13 protein-coding genes and 1 pseudogene are annotated in these 16416 nt (G+C 63.3%); 9 read left to right on the top strand and 5 right to left on the bottom strand.

Annotated elements, in window-relative coordinates; genetic code table 11:
• Positions 1 to 43: 43 nt before the first annotated feature.
• From ABIC03_RS22725 to ABIC03_RS22715, 3 genes are all read right to left on the bottom strand, one after another.
• Positions 44 to 850, bottom strand: a complete 807-nt coding sequence (locus tag ABIC03_RS22725) for an enoyl-CoA hydratase/isomerase family protein (protein WP_354061212.1) — start codon at positions 848 to 850, stop codon at positions 44 to 46.
• A gap of 187 nt (positions 851 to 1037) precedes the next feature.
• Positions 1038 to 1796: an SDR family NAD(P)-dependent oxidoreductase gene (locus ABIC03_RS22720; protein WP_354061210.1), complete on the bottom strand. Its 759-nt coding sequence runs from the start codon at positions 1794 to 1796 to the stop codon at positions 1038 to 1040.
• A 54-nt stretch (positions 1797 to 1850) separates the two neighbouring features.
• Complete coding sequence (locus ABIC03_RS22715; RefSeq protein ID WP_018453285.1) at positions 1851 to 2453, bottom strand: TetR family transcriptional regulator; 603 nt, start codon at positions 2451 to 2453, stop codon at positions 1851 to 1853.
• 209 nt (positions 2454 to 2662) lie between these two features.
• Here ABIC03_RS22715 and ABIC03_RS22710 point away from each other — a divergent pair, with 209 nt between their 5' ends.
• On the top strand, positions 2663 to 3835 hold the full coding sequence (locus ABIC03_RS22710) for an acetyl-CoA C-acetyltransferase (RefSeq protein ID WP_354061208.1): 1173 nt from the start codon (positions 2663 to 2665) through the stop codon (positions 3833 to 3835).
• A 187-nt stretch (positions 3836 to 4022) separates the two neighbouring features.
• The gene (locus tag ABIC03_RS22705; RefSeq protein ID WP_354061206.1) at positions 4023 to 5567 is read left to right on the top strand and encodes an acyl-CoA synthetase; all 1545 of its coding nucleotides are present in this window, start codon (positions 4023 to 4025) and stop codon (positions 5565 to 5567) included.
• A gap of 13 nt (positions 5568 to 5580) precedes the next feature.
• Here the strand turns inward: ABIC03_RS22705 and ABIC03_RS22700 are convergent, their stop codons facing one another.
• Positions 5581 to 6123, bottom strand: a complete 543-nt coding sequence (locus ABIC03_RS22700) for a methylated-DNA--[protein]-cysteine S-methyltransferase (RefSeq protein ID WP_354061204.1) — start codon at positions 6121 to 6123, stop codon at positions 5581 to 5583.
• 138 nt (positions 6124 to 6261) lie between these two features.
• On the opposite strand from ABIC03_RS22700, the gene ABIC03_RS22695 reads away from it, so the two are divergent.
• From ABIC03_RS22695 to ABIC03_RS22665, 7 genes and pseudogenes are all read left to right on the top strand, one after another.
• On the top strand, positions 6262 to 7080 hold the full coding sequence (locus ABIC03_RS22695) for an alpha/beta fold hydrolase (RefSeq protein ID WP_354061202.1): 819 nt from the start codon (positions 6262 to 6264) through the stop codon (positions 7078 to 7080).
• A gap of 2 nt (positions 7081 to 7082) precedes the next feature.
• Positions 7083 to 7895, top strand: a pseudogene (locus ABIC03_RS22690) (alpha/beta fold hydrolase).
• A gap of 197 nt (positions 7896 to 8092) precedes the next feature.
• Positions 8093 to 8770, top strand: coding sequence for a GntR family transcriptional regulator (locus ABIC03_RS22685; protein WP_354061200.1), 678 nt, complete (start codon positions 8093 to 8095; stop codon positions 8768 to 8770).
• 84 nt (positions 8771 to 8854) lie between these two features.
• On the top strand, positions 8855 to 9655 hold the full coding sequence (locus ABIC03_RS22680) for a phytanoyl-CoA dioxygenase family protein (RefSeq protein WP_354061198.1): 801 nt from the start codon (positions 8855 to 8857) through the stop codon (positions 9653 to 9655).
• A gap of 182 nt (positions 9656 to 9837) precedes the next feature.
• Positions 9838 to 11151, top strand: a complete 1314-nt coding sequence (locus ABIC03_RS22675) for an NAD(P)H-dependent oxidoreductase (RefSeq protein ID WP_354061196.1) — start codon at positions 9838 to 9840, stop codon at positions 11149 to 11151.
• Positions 11152 to 11320: 169 nt separating this feature from the next.
• Positions 11321 to 12355 (top strand): methyltransferase, encoded by a 1035-nt coding sequence (locus ABIC03_RS22670; protein ID WP_354061194.1) that lies wholly within the window; start codon positions 11321 to 11323, stop codon positions 12353 to 12355.
• Positions 12356 to 12628: 273 nt separating this feature from the next.
• A complete protein-coding gene (locus tag ABIC03_RS22665; protein ID WP_354061192.1) occupies positions 12629 to 14764 on the top strand; it encodes a sensor histidine kinase in 2136 nt (711 codons plus the stop codon).
• Positions 14765 to 15030: 266 nt separating this feature from the next.
• Here ABIC03_RS22665 and ABIC03_RS22660 read toward each other — a convergent pair whose 3' ends face one another.
• Entirely contained in the window at positions 15031 to 16116 is a 1086-nt protein-coding gene (locus ABIC03_RS22660; protein ID WP_354061190.1) for an NAD-dependent epimerase/dehydratase family protein, read from the bottom strand.
• Positions 16117 to 16416: the final 300 nt, after the last annotated feature.

Raw genomic sequence — 16416 nt, 5'->3', positions numbered from 1 at the left:
TTTGCGTCTCCCGGAATTTCTCGTCCTTTGCGGATCTTCATTGTCAGCGCCTGATATAGACAGGCTTTCGCTTCTCAAGGAAGGCCCTGATGCCTTCCGAAAATTCCTCGGAGCGGCTGCACAGGACCTGGTTGCGATCCTCCATCGCGATCACGGCTTCCAGCGATCCGGCATCGACGCTCATGTTGAGACATTCCTTGGACAGGCGCAGACCCACCGGCGAGGCCGTGATCATCGCGTCGACATAGGGTTCGGCGACCTCATCGAGCTTGTCCTCGTCGACGACCTCGGAGACCAGCCCGACCGCGAGTGCGCGTTCGGCGCCGATAAAGCGTCCTGTGAGGATCAGCTCCGAGGCCACGGAGACACCGACCAGGCGTGGCAGGAAATAGCTGGTGCCGATGTCGCAGCCCCCAAGGCCGAGCTTTATGAAGGCGCAGTTCATCCGCGCCGATCTCGTCGCGATGCGGATGTCGGAGGCGAGCGCAAGTGCAAAGCCGCCGCCGGCCGCCGCGCCCTGTACCAGCGCGAGGATCGGCTGCGGACAGCGCCGCATCAGCATCACGATGTCGGCGATGCGCCGCTGCGAATCCAGCGACTCGGTGACGTCAGGCGGCTCCTGCTGCCCGGCACGGCGCGCCATCGCAGCCTTGAGATCGAGGCCCGCACAGAAATTCTTGCCGGCGCCCTTCAGCACCACGACGCGCGTGTCGCGGTTGCGCTGGAGGCCCTGGAAATAGACGTTGAGCGCGTCGATCAGCGCTGGATCGAGCGCGTTGAGGTGTTCGGGACGATTGAGCGTCACGGTATCGACGCCGTCGTTGTGCTCGATCAGCAGCGGTTGGGACATGAGGCGCCTCGTGCTTGCCGCCGTTCGCGGTGCCGATTGCTGCGCCCTCTCCCCTTGTGGGAGAGGGCATGTACGCTGCGAACCCGGAATTCGCTTGGGTGAGGGGTCTGTCTCCGCGGATAGAGACCCCTCATCCCGCGCGCTACGCGCGCCACCTTCTCCCACAAGGGGAGAAGGAAAAAGCGTCCTACCGCGGCGCCATGCGGATCGCGCCGTCGAGGCGAATGGTCTCGCCATTGAGCATCGGGTTCTCGACGATGTGCACGGCCAGCGAGCCGTATTCGTTGGCGTCGCCGAGACGCGCGGGATGCGGCACCTGGGCCCCTAAGCTCTTGCGGGCCTCTTCGTTCAAGCCCATCAGCAGCGGCGTCAGGAACAGGCCGGGGGCGATGGTGTTGACGCGGATCTTCTGGCTCGCGAGGTCGCGCGCGGCAGGCAGCGTGAGACCGACGACGCCACCCTTCGACGCCGCATAAGCGATCTGCCCGATCTGGCCTTCGTAAGCCGCCACCGAAGCGGTGTTGACAATGACGCCGCGCTCTTCACCGACCGGCTCGATCGTGACGAGGCGCTCGGCGAACAGACGCAGGCAGTTGAAGGTGCCGATCAAATTGACGTTGATGATGCGCGCGAACTTTTCCAGCGGGTAGACGCCGTCGCGGCCGACGATGCGCTGCGAGCCGCCGATGCCGGCGCAGTTCATTAGCACGCGCGCGACGCCGTGCGCGGCCTCCGCCTTGGCGATCGCCGCCTTGATCTGCTCCTCGTTGGTGACGTCGGCGTGAAGCGCGATGCCCTTCACTTCGGCGGCAACCTTCTCGGCGTTTTCCTTGCTCTGGTCGATCACGCCGATCCTGGCGCCCTTGGCGGCCATGGCGCGGGCGGTCGCGGCGCCAAGGCCCGACCCGCCGCCGGTGATGAGAACGGCTACGTCTTTCAACTGCATCGCTTGTACCTTTCCTTGGGCGTTTCTTCTCTAGACTTCTGCGTTCTGGCCGGATCATCCGGCCGCGGCAGCTTCCTCGATATTCGTGAGAATGCCGCCGCAGATCAGCGTTTCCATGTGCTTGATGTATTGCCGGCAGACGTCGTCGGTGACCGGGCCGACGCCGGTCGCGCGTGACATCGCGTGCCGGCCGAAGAACAGATGATCGCAGGCGCCGATCAGGCTGGTGTAGAACAGCACCGGATCGGTGGCGCGGAATTCGCCCTGACTGACGCCTTCGGCGAGCAGGCGGCGGTGAAAGTCCAGCAGCGGTGCGACGAAGAATTTCGAGACTTCGTCTGCGGAGCCCGCGACGCTCTCGTGCAGCAGATAGTGGATCAGCCGGTTCATATACGGAAACCGGTGATAAGCGCGGATGATCCCGCCGATATGCAGCTTCAACTTGGCGGTCGGCGTGATCGGCTGCGCCAGCAGATATTCGAGATTGGACAGTTCCGTTCCCGCGTCGCGCTCGAGCAGCGCCAACAGCAGGCCGTCCTTGTTGCCGAAGTGATATTTGACCAGCGCGGCGTTGGCGCCAGACTTCTGGGCGATGTCGCTCAGCGAAATCTCGATCGAGGAGCGTTCGATCATCAGCTCGCTCGCGGCCACGAGCAATTTCTCTGCCGTGGAATTCTTTCCGCTGGGGAGCCTGTTCGGTACGCTGGTAGTCACGGAGATCCCTGATTTTGGCGCGAGAGCGGCCGCAGATAAGCCCAAGCAGCGCCTCCCCACAAGAGTTAATTGATCAATTGACTAACCAACCACTCACCCCTTAAATCCGCCCCGACAACCAACCGTTCAAAATAATCCAGGGAGAAACCGACATGGCCGAGGCTTACATCGTCGCCGCTGCGCGTACCGCCGGTGGGCGCAAGGGGGGTCGCCTCGCCGGATGGCATCCGGCAGATCTCGCCGCGAAGGTCCTGAACGAGCTGGTCGATCGCACCAAAGTCGATCCCGCGCTGGTCGAGGATGTGATCATGGGTTGCGTCATGCAGGTCGGCGAGCAGTCCAACAACGTCGCGCGCAACGCCATCATGGCCTCGAAGCTGCCTGAGAGCGTGCCGGGCACCTCGATTGACCGCCAATGCGGCTCCTCGCAGCAGGCGCTGCACTTCGCAGCCCAGGCCGTGATGTCCGGCGCGATGGACGTGGTGATCGCCGCCGGCGTGGAATCGATGACGCGCGTGCCGATGGGCCTGTCGTCGCAGCTTCCCGCCAAGAACGGCTTTGGCAATTACAAGAGCCCGGGTATCGAGCAGCGTTATCCGAACATCGTGTTCAGCCAGTTCACCGGCGCCGAGATGATGGCCGAGAAGTACGGCCTCTCCAAGGACGAGCTCGACGAGTACTCCTACAACAGCCATCAGCGCGCGATCGCGGCGACGCAGGCCGGCCACTTCAAAAAGGAGATCGTGCCGCTCGAGATCACCCGCGCCGACGGCTCCAAGGACACCCACCACATCGACGAGGGTATCCGCTTCGACGCCACGCTCGACGGCATCAAGGGCGTCAAGCTGATCGCCGAGAACGGCAAGCTCTCCGCGGCCAGCGCCAGCCAGATCTGCGACGGCGCCTCCGGCGTGATGGTGGTGAACGAGCGTGGCCTCAAGCAGCTTGGCGTGAAGCCGCTGGCGCGCGTCCACCACATGACCATGATGGGGGGCGACCCCGTGATCATGCTCGATGCACCGCTGCACGCCACCAAGCGCGCACTGGAGAAGGCAGGCATGACGATCGACGACATCGACCTGTTCGAAGTCAACGAGGCCTTTGCCTCGGTGCCGACGGGGTGGCTGAAGACCACCGGCGCCGATCCGGAGCGTCTCAACGTCAATGGCGGCGCCATCGCGCTCGGCCATCCGCTCGGCGGCTCCGGCACCAAGCTGATGACGACGCTGGTGCATGCCCTGCATCAGCGCGGCAAGCGCTACGGCCTCCAGACCATGTGCGAAGGTGGTGGCATGGCCAACGTGACGATCGTGGAGCGGCTGTAAGCTGCTGTGTCGCTAATGGTGTCGTCCCGGCGAAGGCCGGGACCCATAACCACACGAGCCTGTGGTTAAGCTGCGCAGGGGCGACATCGCGTTCAACAATTTGGATCGGTGGCTATCGATCCCGGCCCCCCGTGCGCAATTGCGCACTAGGCCGGGATGACACCGTTTACGTTGCGAGATCTCGGCGATGACTCACCCCTCCATCCACGCCCGCGCCACACCCGACAAGATCGCCTATCAGATGGCCGGGACCGGCAAGGCGATCACCTATCGCGAGCTCGACGAGCTCTCGAACCAGGGCGCGCACCTGTTCCGCTCGCTCGGACTGAAGGCCGGCGATCACATCGCGCTGCTGATGGAAAACCGCCTCGCCTTCATGGAGATCTGCTGGGCTGCGCAACGCAGCGGGCTCTATTACACCGCGATCAGCCGCTATTTGAAGCAGGACGAGATCGACTACATCATCGCCGACTGCGGCGCCAAGGTCGTGATCACGACACCGAAATGCGCCGACCAGATCAAGGCCCTGATCAAGGGCGCACCCGGCGAGCCGGTCTTCTACATGATGGACGAGCCGCAAGCCGGCTTCCGCTCCTACGACAAAGAAGCCGCCGCGCAGCCGACAACGCCGATCGCCGACGAGGTCGCCGGCTATGACATGCTGTATTCGTCGGGCACAACCGGCCGGCCGAAGGGCATCAAGAAGGCGTTCGAGGGCAAGCCGATCGACGAGCCGAACGCGTTTCTGCGCGTGCTCTGCGCCAGCATGTGCGGCATGAACGCCGAGACTATCTATCTTTCACCGGCGCCGCTCTATCACGCGGCTCCCTTGCGCTTCAACATGATGGCGGTCGTGCTCGGCGGCACCTCCATCATCATGGAGCACTTTGACGCTGAAGATTTTCTGAGGCTGGTCGAAAAGTACAAGGTGACGCAGTCACAGCTCGTGCCGACCATGTTCGTGCGCATGCTGAAGCTGCCGGATGAGGTCAGCAGCCGCTACGACGTCTCGACGCTCAAGGGCGCGATCCACGCCGCGGCGCCCTGCCCCGTCGAGGTCAAGGCAAAGATGATCGAATGGTGGGGGCCGATCCTGATCGAGTATTACGCGGGCTCCGAAGGCAACGGCGTCACCGTCTGCAACTCGAAAGAATGGCTGGAGCACCGCGGCAGCGTCGGACGCGCCGTGGTCGGCAAGATCAAGATTCTGGACGAGAACGACGAGGAGCAGCCGACGGGCGAGATCGGCATCGTCTATTTCGCCGATGCGCCGGTTTTCACCTATCACAACGATCCCGAGAAGACGAAGAAGGCCTACAACGCAAAAGGCTGGTCGACGCTCGGCGACGTCGGATATCTCGACAGTGACGGCTTTCTCTTTCTCACCGACCGCAAGTCCTACATGATCATCTCGGGCGGCGTGAACATCTACCCGCAGGAGACCGAGGACGTGCTCATCACCCATCCTGAAGTCGCCGACGTCGCCGTGTTCGGCGTGCCCAACGAGGAGATGGGCGAAGAGGTCAAGGCGGTGGTGCAGCCGCACGATCCCAAGCGCGCCGGCAGGGAGCTGGAGGCCGACCTGATCGCCTACTGCAAGAGCCGCCTCTCGACCATCAAATGCCCGCGCTCGATCGATTTCGAGGCCGAGCTGCCGCGCACGCCGACCGGCAAGCTGGTGAAGCGGCATCTGCGCGACAAATATTGGCCGAAGGCGGCAGCGAAAATCTAGCCGCCGCATCGCCTCAATCGAATAAGCTCGGCGTGTGGTTCACCAGCGCGCCTTCGATCTCCAGCATCTTCAGCTTCGTCACCACGCCGCCATTCGCGGAGAAGCCGCCGGGCTTGTTGCCGGCCGCCAGCACGCGATGGCAGGGCACGACGATCGGGCACGGATTGCGGCCGAGCGCCTGGCCGACGTCGCGCGACAGGTCGACACCGCCGAGTTGCTTGGCGATGTCGCCATAGGTGACGGTCTTGCCCGGCGGAATAGTGCGGGCGATCTCGTAGACGCCGCGGTTGAAATCGGGCACGCCGTCGAGATCGAGCGGGATGTCGGTGAGGTCATCCGGCTCGCCCGCGAGCAGCTTTGTGATGCGGTCGATCGCCTGCTGCACTTCGGCGGTCGGGGCCGCTTCGCTGGCGGCGGCATGGCGCTGGCTGATGCGGGTGCGGATCTTCTGCTCACCGCCCATCGGCAGTTGCGTGCCGTTGATGCCGCGCGGACCCCAGGCAATGGCGCACAGGCCGATCTTGCTATCGAACAGGGCAAAATGCTGGTCGGTCATAGTTTGGTCCCTGGCTTGCGTTCCCTCGCAGGCCCCAATGTGAACTGAGCTCAAATCTAGGCTTGGAAATAGTTGCGATCCACCCGGTTTCCGGGAATCTTGCACAGGAGTTCCGCCTCCCCTTTTCGCGAGCCCAGAATGCAAAGCCTCCACGTCAACGGATACGATATGCCCTATCTCGACGTGGGCGAAGATCGAGGCCGGCCGCCGCTGGTCTGCGTGCATGGTTCGCTCAACGACTTCCGTGTCTGGGGCTGCGTGCTCGGGCCGCTGTCCCAGCGGCACCGGCTGATCTGCGTCAGCCTGCGGCATTTCTTCCCGGAGCGATGGGATGGCGTCGGCGACACCTATTCGATCGCCCAGCATGTCGACGACGTCATCGCCTTCATCGACAATCTCGACCTCGGCCCGGTCGATTTGATGGGCCATTCCCGCGGCGGCCACATCTGCTTCCGCGTGGCGCAGCGGCGGCCGGAGCTGCTTCGGCGGCTGGTGCTGGCCGAGCCCGGCGGCGAGCTCGATGCGAGCCTCGACCCCGATTATGCCGGCGGCCCCTCGCCGCTGCTGGCGCGGTTCACGGCCTCGGCCGAGAAGATCGCGGCCGGCGATATCGACGGCGGCCTTGCGGTCTTCGTCGACACGCTTGAAGGCGCCGGCACCTGGCCTCGGCTGCCGGCGCTGGTGAAGCAGAATCTGCGTGACAACGCCTTCACGCTGATCGGCCAGGTCCGCGACAACCGCCCGCCGTTCTCGAAGGCGGACGCGGAGTCCATCAAGATGCCGACGCTGTTCATCCTCGGTGCACGCACCAAGGGCCTGCTGCCGAAAGTACTGCATGCGCTCGCGGCGCATGTGCCGTATTCCAGGACGGCCGTCATCCCGAACGCAACGCACCCGATGTTCGAGCAGGCGCCGCAGAAATACTCTGAAGTGGTGCTGGATTTTCTGGCGGGCTGATCATGCAGACATTTCGCGTCAACGGTTACGACATGGCCTATCTCGAAGTGGGACGAGGCCCGCCGCTGGTCTGCGTGCACGGCACGCTCGGCGATTTCCGCACTTAGTATTCAGTGCTCGGCCCCCTGTCGAAATCGCATCGCGTGATCTCGGTCAGCCTGCGGCATTTCTTTCCCGAGCATTGGGACGCCGTCGGCGACGACTACAAGATGGCCCAGCACGTCGCCGACGTGATCGCCTTCATCGAGCAGGTCGAACCCGCGCCGGTCGATCTGATGGGCCATTCGCGCGGCGGCCACATCGCGTTTCGCGTGGCGCAGTCGCGGCCCGATCTGTTGCGCAATCTGGTGCTGGCCGAGCCCGGCGGCGATCTCGATGCGAGCCTGCCGGTGCCCGCAGGCACGCCCGCGCATCCGCCGCTGGCCGCGCGCACGGCGCGCTCGGTCGAGATGATCCGCGCCGGCGACATCGAAGGCGCGCTGCAGAACTTCTACGAAGGCATCGAAGGCGACGGTTCGTGGCGGCGCGTGCCGGCGGCGGCGAAGCAGCAATTGCGCGACAACGCGATCACCTTCCTCGGCCAGATCAACGAGCAGCGCAGGCCCTACACGCTCGCGGATGCGCACGCGATCACGACCCCGACGCTGCTGATCGGCGGCGGCGCGACGACGGGGAGCCTGTCGGTGATGTGGCGCGTGCTGGCCGCGCACATCGCGGGCGCCAAGACGGCCGTGATCCCCAAGGCCGGGCACTGGATGTTCGAGCAGGCGCCGCTGGAGTTCGGCGAGGCGGTGGTTGCGTTCCTGGCGGAGTAGGCGCGCCTCACACCTCTTTCTTTTTCCCTCGAAAACAACCCCATGCACAGTAGCCGACCATAGCAATATCAATGGCTTGGCTGGGCGCAAAAACATGGTCAGACGCCGCGTTGGCCGCGCTTGACGCCCTCCTCCTCCTGCCGTACCATCGAATACGGAATTCCGTATTCCCTGTCATGGCGCTCGGAGCTACCGGCGTGATCCCTCTCGACCCGCTTCCGAACTTGATCGACCAGGTCTATGCGCGGATCCTGGAGGCGATCTCCGACCGCACGCTGCAGCCCGGCCAGCGCATCCGCCAGAACGAGCTCGCCGACAGGCTCGGCGTGTCGCGCCAGCCGGTGTCGCATGCGCTGCACCTGTTGCACCGGCAGGGGCTGGTCGCCGAGAGCGGCCGGCGCGGCTTTGAAGTCACCCAGCTCGATCCCGCACGCATCCGCCAGCTCTACGAAGTACGCAGCGCCATCGACGCCTTGGCGGCACGGCTCGCGGCAGAGCGCGCTGCAAGCGATGCGGCGGGACGCGCGCGGCTGGAGGCGGCGCTCGCCGCCGGGCGCGGGATCGATGGCAAGACCACGCTCGCCGAGCTGATCGCGCTCGACGTCGAGTTTCATCGCGCGATCTATCGGCTCGCCGGCAATCCCGTGATCGAGGAGACGATTACACCGCAATGGCCGCATATGCGTCGCTCGATGGCGACTGTGCTGTCCGAGCTCGATTATCGCGGCAGCGCCTGGGCCGAGCATGCCGACATTGCCGGACACATTTTCGCAGGCGACGCGAAGGCGGCCGAACGCGCGGCGCTTGCACATGCGCAGACGGCAGGACGGCTGACCGAAGAGAGATTGAGGGCGACGGAAGAGGCGGCGGCGTAGCGACCGCCACTGCCAAGACGTGGATGGCCGGGTCAAGCCCGGCCATGACGAGCGACAACAAAAATCAAAACAGGAGGATGACCCATGAAACTGTCCCAGGAACAATTGGAGTTCTTCCACCGCGAGGGCTGGCTGTTCCTGCCCGAATTGTTCAGCCAGGAGGAGGTCGATCTCCTCGCGCGCGAGGCGGTTGCCATCTATGACGCGAACCGGCCGGAAGTCTGGCGCGAGAAGAGCGGCGCGCCACGCACCGCCTTTGCCGCGCATCTCTACAACGAGGCGTTCGGCATTCTGGGTGCGCATCCGCGCATGATCGACCCGGTCGAGCAATTGTTCGGCGAGCAGGTCTACATGCACCAGTTCAAGATCAACGCAAAATCCGCCTTCACCGGCGACGTCTGGCAATGGCACCAGGATTACGGCACCTGGAAGCGCGACGACGGCATGCCGGAGCCGCGCGCGATGAACATCGCGATCTTCCTCGACGAGGTGATGCCGATCAACGGCCCGCTGATGCTGGTGCCGCAGAGCCAGAACGCCGGCGACCTCGAGGCCTCGCACGACCTTGCGACGACTTCCTATCCGCTGTGGACGCTGGACGAGGAGACCGTGACGCGGCTGGTCAAGCAGGGCGGCATCGTGGCCCCGACGGGCAAGCCGGGCGGCATGCTGATGTTCCACGGTAATCTCGTGCATGGCTCTAGCGGCAACATCACGCCCTATCCGCGCAAGATCGTGTACCTGACGCTGAACGCGGTCTCGAACTACATCCGCACCCCGACGCGGCCGGAGTACATCGCGCATCGCGACTTCGCCCCGATCAAGATGGTGGAGGACGACGCCCTGGTGCGGCTCGCCCGTGCGCCGCGGCAGGCGGCGGAGTAAGACAGGTCTCTCGTGCCCCGGACGCAGCGCAGTGCTTCTTAGCGGTGCGATGCTGAGCCGGGGCCGAGGCTAAGCGGATACTATTTCTGGGTCCCGGCTCTGCGGAGCAGCGCTACCGGACGATGCTACGCATCGCCTAGGCTGCACCGCGTCCGGGACACGATACTTGATCGGGTAACAACATGAACCTCTTCCGCCTCCTCCAGGCCCGCGCTGCCGCCAGCAAGCCCGTCCGCGTCGCGCTGATCGGCGCGGGCAAATTCGGTTCGATGTTCCTGGCGCAGGTGCCGCACACGCCGGGGCTGGAGGTGCCCATCATTGTCGACATCGATCGCGACCGCGCGCGCGAGGCCTGCCGAACGGTCGGATGGGACGCGGCGCGGATCGCCGCCACTGTTTTCACGGATGACGGCGCGCGCGCCATTGCCGGCGGCGCGATGGACGTGGTGGTGGAGGCGACCGGCAATCCGGCCGTCGGCATCAGGCACGCCCGCGCGGCGATCGCGGCCGGCAAGCATATCGTGATGGTCAATGTCGAGGCCGACGTGCTGGCGGGTCCGCTGCTCGCCGAGGAAGCCCGCAAGGCCGGCGTGGTCTATTCGCTTGCCTATGGTGACCAGCCGGCGCTGACGGCGGAGATGGTGGATTGGGCCCGCGCCACCGGCTTTCACGTCGTTGCCGCAGGCAAGGGGACAAAATATCTGCCGGCCTATCACGACGTGACGCCGGATGGCGTCTGGCAGCATTACGGGTTGACCACGGGCGAGGCGCAATCGGCCGGGATGAATCCGCAGATGTTCAACTCCTTCCTCGACGGCACCAAATCGGCGATCGAGATGGCGGCGATTGCGAACGCCTGCGGACTGGAGGTGCCTGCGGAGGGCCTGCTGTTTCCACCCTGCGGCGTCGACGACCTCCCGCATATCATGCGGCCGCGCAGCAGAGGCGGTGTGCTGGAGCGGTCGGGCGTCGTGGAAGTGGTCTCCTCGCTCGAGCGCGACGGAAGGCCAGTGTTTCGCGATCTGCGCTGGGGTGTTTACGTCGTGCTGGAGGCGCCGAACGACTACGCCGCCGACTGCTTCAGGCAATACGGCCTGAAGACCGACGGCAGCGGACGGTACGCGGCAATGTACAAGCCCTATCATCTGATCGGCCTCGAGCTGAACATCTCGGTGCTGTCGGCCGCGCTACGCGGCGAGCCGACCGGGCAGCCCCATGGCTTCCGCGGCGACGTCGCCTCCGTGGCCAAACGCAATCTGCGCGCCGGCGAGATGCTGGACGGCGAAGGCGGCTACACGGTGTGGGGCAAGCTGGTGCCGGCCGCCGCGAGCCTCAAGGCCGGCGCGCTGCCGATCGGCCTGGCGCATCGGCTGAAGCTGAAGCACGACGTCGCCCATGGCGAGATCGTGCGCTGGAGCGACGTCGATTTCGACGCAGGCAACGAGACGGTCAGGACGCGGAAGGCCATGGAAGCGGCGTTCATAAGCGCAGAGTAGGCCGCGCATTCATAAATAGAGATTCATTGGTGCGGCCTGAGCGATCTCCGCTGGCCGACGGCTTTGCGGACTCAAGCTGAACATTGCCTCAGGTCAGCTATGGGCCAGAACCTGAAGTAGCCGCCTTGTATGCTACGCAATTGTTTTTTCGTAGTTTGGAGGATTGTTTGTGCCAGACCATGAGCCGCCGACAGCCAACGTTGTTCCGCCCCACATCCAATTGATCCAGATGGGTCAGGCCGCCATTGTCTCCAGAATCGTCTACACGGCGGCCAAGCTGAGCCTGGCCGACCAACTCGCGGCGGGGCCTAAAAGCGCTGCGGAGCTTGCGGGTGGGATGCAGGTGCATGCGCCTTCCTTGCACCGGTTAATGCGCACCCTTGCGAGCTTGGGCGTCCTGACTGAACAACCGGAGCAGCGCTTCGCCTTGACCCAACTCGGCCAGGCATTGAAGGCCGGCGCTCCGGGCTCGGCAAAATCCACGCTGCTATGGATCGGCGGCCCCGTGCAGCAGAGTGGCTGGGATCATCTGGTCTACTCCGTCCAGACCGGCAAACCTGGTTTTGAAAAGGCCCAAGGGGTGTCATTCTTTGAATACCTGGCGCAGCATCCGGAGGATGCGTCATTATTCAGCGAGACGATGGTTGGTTTTCACAGCGAGGAGCCTCCAGCCGTCGCCGCTGCTTACGACTTCTCAATCTTTAATACCATTGCGGACGTCGGCGGAGCGACCGGCAGCATGCTTTCGACCGTGCTATCCCAGCATTCCAAACCGCGCGGCATACTGTTCGATAGGCCGCACGTTGTGAAGGATGCCTCCCGCTTGCTTGAGGCCAAGAGTGTCAGCGACCGGATAACGATTGAACCCGGGGACTTTTTCACAAACGTCCCTGGCGGGGCGGATGCTTATATCCTCTCGCACATCATCCATGACTGGGACGAGGATCGGTGTCTGACAATCCTTGGCCATGTTCGTAGGGCGATGGACCCAGCCGGTCGCCTGCTGATCGTCGAGATGGTGCTGCCGCCCGGCGACATCGCTCATCCGGGAAAAATGCTCGATATGGTGATGCTGGTTGCATTAGGAGGCCGGGAGCGAACAGAGGCCGAATACGCGTCACTTCTGAGCAAGGCCGGCTTCCGGCTAACGCGGGTAGTGCCGACCAAATCAGCAGCGAGCATCGTAGAAGCCGTGGTGGCTTGAGTGAGAGTGGATGTTGGTCGGGCGTCCGGTTTGGGTCAAAGGCAGCCGTCGCATAGCTTGCAGGCGCAGGTCGGCTCACCTCGCCGAAGCGGCCGTCGCGGCCTCCTGAGCGGAGGTCAGTAACGGGCCACTGGAAGACTAATGCACGACAACATGATGGCTTGAGAGGAAATCTGGCCTATAGTCGCTAGAGCCGCCGAGTTGGTGACGTCGCGGCGGCCCCGGAAGGCTTTGCACGTCAGGGATATTGGCCCAGACGAGTGGTGGAAGACAGTGGGGATTACCGCAAAACAGATGGTGGCTCGCCCCTCGCTCGCAAGCGGCGCAGACGTTCTTTTGACAGTCGCAGTGGCACTGGCCTATTTTCTCACCGCGCGGCTGAGCCTTGCATTACTGGACCAGGCCGATGGTGTTGCCCTATTCTGGCCAGCGGGTGGAGTGGCTTCGGGGATTTTAGTCGCGCTTGGTCCTGCGGCACAGCTGCCTGTCGTGCTCGGAGTGGTCGCTGCAACGATCGCGGCTAATCTCCTAGGCGATCGCAACATCTGGAGTTCGTTGTTGTTTGCTGTCACGAACTCCGGTGAAGTCGTCATCATCGCCGGCCTGATTCACCGCTTTTGTGGATCTCCATTCGAGTTGAATGAGCTGCGCAGCGTACTTGCGCTATTTGCCGCGACCGGTATTGCAGCGAGCCTTTCTGGCCTTGGTGGTACGACAGTATTTGCGCTGTTTCACGGATCGGCTGGGTCTCCGGCGGTGATCTGGCTTCACTGGTTTTCATCTGCCGCAACTGGGATGATTGCCGTGACGCCGCTCGCAATCGGGCTGGCGTCGTTAGCGCGCGCTTCCCCGTCGCGGGGGGAAGTTGCGGAGGGCGTTCTTGCGCTCGGCGTGGTGTCTCTCGTATGCGCGTTGCTGGTATTCTTGCCCAATGAGCCCTGGACCGCGGTGCTGGCGGTCAGCGCACTGTGCCCGCTTCTGCTCTGGATCGCGGCTCGCCTTAGTTCAGGGTTCACCGCGATCGCTACGTTCTTCTGCTCGACTACGGTCGTCTGGACGACAATCTTCACCATCGGCATTTTCGGGGACCCACGTCTGTCGGTCGAAGGTCGTGTGCTGACGGCTCAAGCCACCATTCTGGCGATCACATTAGGTGCTCTTGTTCTTGCTGCCCTGTTTAGCGAGCGGAGGCTTCACCATCACGCCATTCTGGAGAGGGAGTCCCGATTGCAGGACGCTTTAGAATCGGCAGAATTGGCCGATCGCGCCAAATCGAGCTTTCTTGCTGCGGCAAGCCATGACATGCGCCAGCCATTGCAGACTCTGAAACTTCTGCAGGCAGCGCTTGAATCGCTCCATTCAAAAGGCGAAGCGCGCAATCTTGTCGCTGACATTGGAAAATCCCTGGATACCATGACCAGCATCCTCTCCAGCCTGCTTGATGTGAACAAGCTGGAATCCGGAAAACTGCGTCCATCCCTGAGTGAGTTTTCTCTAGTAGAAATCTTCGAGCCGCTCGCTAGAGACTTCGCCGCGTCTGTGCAGGAAAGAGGACTCCGACTGCGCGTTGCACGTTCCGGGCTCATCGTCCGCAGCGACAGTCGAATGCTTGCGGAGATGATCCGCAACCTCCTATCGAATGCAGTCCGATACACTGACCGGGGGCGAATCTTGCTTGGATGCCGACGAGCCGGCGACAGGGTTCGCATCGAGGTCTGGGACAGCGGCATCGGTATCACCGAAGATCAACTTCCGCACATATTCAATGAGTACTACCAGGGGACTGAAGGCGCGGAACGGGGCGGTTTTGGGCTGGGCCTTGCGATCGTTAGGCGGCTTGGAGAAATACTGGATCACAGGGTCGAGGTGCGTTCTATCGCAGGGAAGGGCACAGGGTTTTTTATCGAGGTTCCGCTCGGTCGATCCGGCGTCAATGTGCCGGAAGCGGCGTCGCTGGCGCACCCTTGTAATGGTGCCTTCCTGGGCAGCGTTCTCGCGATAGAGGACGAGGGGTCCCTGCGATCGGCGCTGCAGAGATCGTTGAAGGCAAGAGGGATTGACGCCACCGTTATTGCAACGGCGAGAGAAGCCTTGACCCTGGTCAAAGAGCAGGGTCTGCGCCCGGATGTACTGCTGTGCGACTACAACCTTCGTGGCTCATCGGATGGCATCGAGACCATTGAGAGCCTGCGTGTCGCCCTTGGCTTGAACGTACCGGCCATCGTGATGACGGGCGACATCAGGTCGCAAACAATGAACTTGATTTCCGCGCAAGGTCTCACTGCCCTGATCAAGCCCTTCTCGGCCGACGAACTTCTGGACGCTCTGAGAGGCCAGGAGAAGCTGGTAATCACTGCGAGGACATCATCCCATTCAGTTGCTGGCCTACAGCAGCGCCATCGATATTAAGAATTTGGATATCCGCGATGTCCGTTCAAAATGCGAAGAACTCAGGCCGAGCAGATCTTGTCCGCCATGCCTGAATAAGCGGACCTGTGGAGCGATGCTGCCACTTTGCCGAAGGGCCAATTGCATACCCGCGACAAAGAAGCTTCGCGGAGCGCCCAGTTGCCCGGTGCAGTGTTTGCCATCATTTCTTATAACACATTTTCTCTACGGTTCGGTCCGCCTCCGCAACCGCTTGCAGTGGACTTGGACGTCCTGATAGACCGCTTTCAGGGCAGCAGCCGCTCTTGCTTCGCCTGCCTGAACCACTTCCGGAACATGTCCTCGGTGTCCATCATCTCGGTGAAGCCGGCGCGGTTGATCTTCACGGTCGAGACGATCGAGGGCGGTCCGGATTCGGTCTGGCCGTAGCGCAGGCTGTAATCGGCATATTGGAACGAGAGGCCGACGAATTCGGCCAGCGCAGGCGATACAAGGTCGTGCTTGTGCCGCAGCGCATCCCAGGGGCCGACCCAGGATGGAAGCTCCCTAGCGAGCGACAGCGGGACCGGCTTGCCCGGCTTCATCCCTAGCGCATCGGCGACCGCAGGCCAGATGTTCTCCCAGGTGAAGACGTCGCCATTGGTCACGTTGAAGGCTTCGTTGCGCGCGGCCTCGGCCTCGCCCGACCAGGCAATGGCGCGGGCGAGGAGATCGACGTCGACGGCCTGCCCCACCCGCGGAGCGCCGCCGGGGTAGTCGAGCGGCCTACCCTGCTCGCGCAGCATCGCGGCGTAGACGCCGAGCGGCGGAATCAAATCCATGGCGCCGCCCATGGCGAGGCCCACGATCAGCACCGGCCGCAGGATGCTCCAATGCCAAGCCTTGCCGGTTTGGAGGTCGCGCAAGAAGTTTTCCTGCGCCCAGTAGAAGTTGGGCTGCTCGTACATTTCGGAGCGGCCTTCGCGGGCCGGCACGGTCAAGGGGCGAACGTGGACGCCGTAGGCCTTGGTGCCCTGCAGCAGAGCGACGTGCTTGAGGCAGGGTGCCACAGGCTCGAGGGCACCCATCAGATTGCGCAGCATCAGGTCGTTGGTCTTGATCTGCTGCGGGTCGCGCCAGCCGTCGACGAGCTGCGGCGCCTCATAGAGCGCCGCGTAGATCAGATGCGTGGCGCCGCTCAGTTCCGAGGCGGCGCGCCCGCAATCCGCTGCGCTGGTCAGGTCGATCGGGACATGACGGGCGCCGTAGAGATCGCGCGGCTTCCGCCGGGACAGGGCAATGACATCGCACCCGCCCGACTTGCCGAAGTGTCGCAACGCGGCATTGCCGACGAGACCGCTCGCTCCGGCAACTACGACCTTTTTGCCTGTCATTCGCAACCCTCCCGGTTTTTGCGTGAGTGAATAGCAGATCGTTGACAGGCACGACTTGCGTCACGCCGGCGTTCGCACCTGCGAGGCGCCCATGAGACTTGAGAGGTGGGACTTGATTCTAGCGAAGCGCCCGGTCATCCTCGCCCGCGGAACCGCAACGATCGGAATTCCATCTACGAGTGCCCTCAAGGGCCGTTCGGAAACGCCACAACGTCTCAACAGAAAACGTCGAGCGTCGACGAAGACAAGACGACACCAAGATCGTTCCCTGGTCGAAGCATCGACTTAACGGAGGGAAGC

Origin of the sequence: Bradyrhizobium sp. RT6a, from assembly GCF_040547675.1 — a bacterium.
Classification (GTDB): Bacteria; Pseudomonadota; Alphaproteobacteria; order Rhizobiales; family Xanthobacteraceae; genus Bradyrhizobium.
The sequence above is the reverse complement of the archived record's forward strand: the minus strand, read 5'-3'. Positions and strand labels throughout refer to the sequence as shown.